The following is a 1568-nucleotide window of genomic DNA, read 5'->3' as shown; positions in this document are numbered from 1 at the left end:
TCCACTGCCTCCACCGGAGGTCGGAGTCGACGACGGCGTCACGGTGGGCGTCACAGTCGGGGTGACGGTCGGAGTGGCCGACGGGGAGGTGCTCGGCGCGTCGAGGCCGAGGAAGGAGATGGCGTAGGCGAGCTGGCCGCTCATGGGGAGCTGGTGGCCGACGCCGGAGATGCTGATGCCCTCGACGGTGGCCTGGGTGCCGGTGTTGCCGTAGCGGGTGCGGGTCCAGCTGGACTGCGGGTGGTCGGTGAAGGCGGGGGTCTGGCTCAGCCCGTTGAGGTTGGTCCACTGCTTGATCTCTTCACCGAAGTTGTTGTAGTGCAGGGTGGTGTCGGTGGTGCCGTGCCACAGCTGCATGCGGGGGTAGCGGCCGGTGTAGCCGGGGTACATGGCGCGGGCCTGGTCGCCCCACTGCTGGGCGGTCTTGATGATCTGGCCGCCGGAGCACTGGCTGTTCCACAGGGAGCCGTTGGTGGTGGCGAAGCAGCCGGCGGGGACGCCGGAGAAGGCGGAGGCGGCGGAGAACACGTCGGGGTATTCGGCGGCCAGGACGTTGGTCATCATGGCGCCGGAGGAGAAGCCGCTGACGACGATGCGGCCGGGGTCGACGTTGTAGCGCTGGCGGGTGTAGTTGACCATGGCCATGATGCCGGTGGAGTCGCTGCCGCCGTCGCGGCGGAGCGCGGCGGGGGTGGACACGTCGAAGCAGGATCCGCTGCGGGTGGCTTCGGGGACCACGATGATGTAGCCGTAGCGGTCGGCGGCGGTGACGTAGTCGTGGCCGTTGCCGTTGAAGATGCCGCTGGCCGAGCCGCTGCAGTAGTGGACCAGGACCAGCAGGGCGGGGCGGGCGGCGACCCGGTCGGGCACGTAGAGGTACATGTTCAGGTTGGTCGGGTTGGTGCCGAACCCGGTGATCCGGGTGAGTGAGGCGGCCGCGGCGGGCCGGGCGGCCAGCAGCATGCCGACCAGCACCAGGGGCAACGACACGGCGGCCAGCAGGGATCTGAGCCTTCGTTTCACAGGAGGTCCTTTCGTACGCGGAGCGTCAGGTCAGCCGCAGACAGGCTCAGGTCGCCGTGCAGGTCACGGAGGGCACGCTGTTGGCGCCGTTCGAGCTGCCGAGGAAGCCGAACTGCGTGCTCGCGCCGGCGCCGAGCGAACCGTTGTAGCTCACGTTCTGGGCGGTGACCTGCGATCCGCTCGAAGTGATCGTGGCGTTCCACGACTGGGTGACCGTCTGGCCGTCGCTGAACCGCCAGGCGACGGTCCAGGAGGAGATGGGCGATCCGCCCGCGGTGACGGTGACGTCGGCCTGGAAACCGCCCTGCCACTGCCCGGTCAGCGTGTACTTGGCCAAGCACGACCTGGTGCCCGGCGTCGGGCTCGTCGAGGGGCTCGTCGACGGGCTGGCACTGGGGCTCGCACTGGGGCTCGCACTGGGGCTCGCGCTCGGGCTGGAGCTGGGGCTGACACTGGGGCTCGGGCTGGATCCCTGGCCCAGGCTGCCCGGCACCGACTGGAGGGCGGCGTACCAGGCGGCGGCCATCTTGTCGTAGCCGCCGGCG

3 protein-coding genes are annotated in these 1568 nt (G+C 70.1%); 1 reads left to right on the top strand and 2 read right to left on the bottom strand.

Annotation, left to right across the window (positions count from 1 at the left end; translation table 11 throughout):
• The coding region (locus F5972_RS36755; protein ID WP_191910509.1) for an extracellular catalytic domain type 1 short-chain-length polyhydroxyalkanoate depolymerase at positions 1–1023 on the bottom strand (1023 nt) is incomplete at its 3' end.
• A 46-nt stretch (positions 1024–1069) separates the two neighbouring features.
• Positions 1070–1360, bottom strand: a complete 291-nt coding sequence (locus tag F5972_RS38670) for a cellulose binding domain-containing protein (RefSeq protein WP_225312243.1) — start codon at positions 1358–1360, stop codon at positions 1070–1072.
• On the opposite strand from F5972_RS38670, the gene F5972_RS38665 reads away from it, so the two are divergent.
• Positions 1353–1559, top strand: a complete 207-nt coding sequence (locus F5972_RS38665) for a hypothetical protein (protein ID WP_225312241.1) — start codon at positions 1353–1355, stop codon at positions 1557–1559. The genes F5972_RS38670 and F5972_RS38665 overlap by 8 nt on opposite strands.
• Positions 1560–1568: the final 9 nt, after the last annotated feature.

Origin of the sequence: Microbispora cellulosiformans (assembly GCF_008728085.1) — a bacterium.
Lineage (GTDB): Bacteria > Actinomycetota > Actinomycetes > Streptosporangiales > Streptosporangiaceae > Microbispora > Microbispora amethystogenes.
This window is presented reverse-complemented; position numbering and strand designations above follow the sequence as displayed.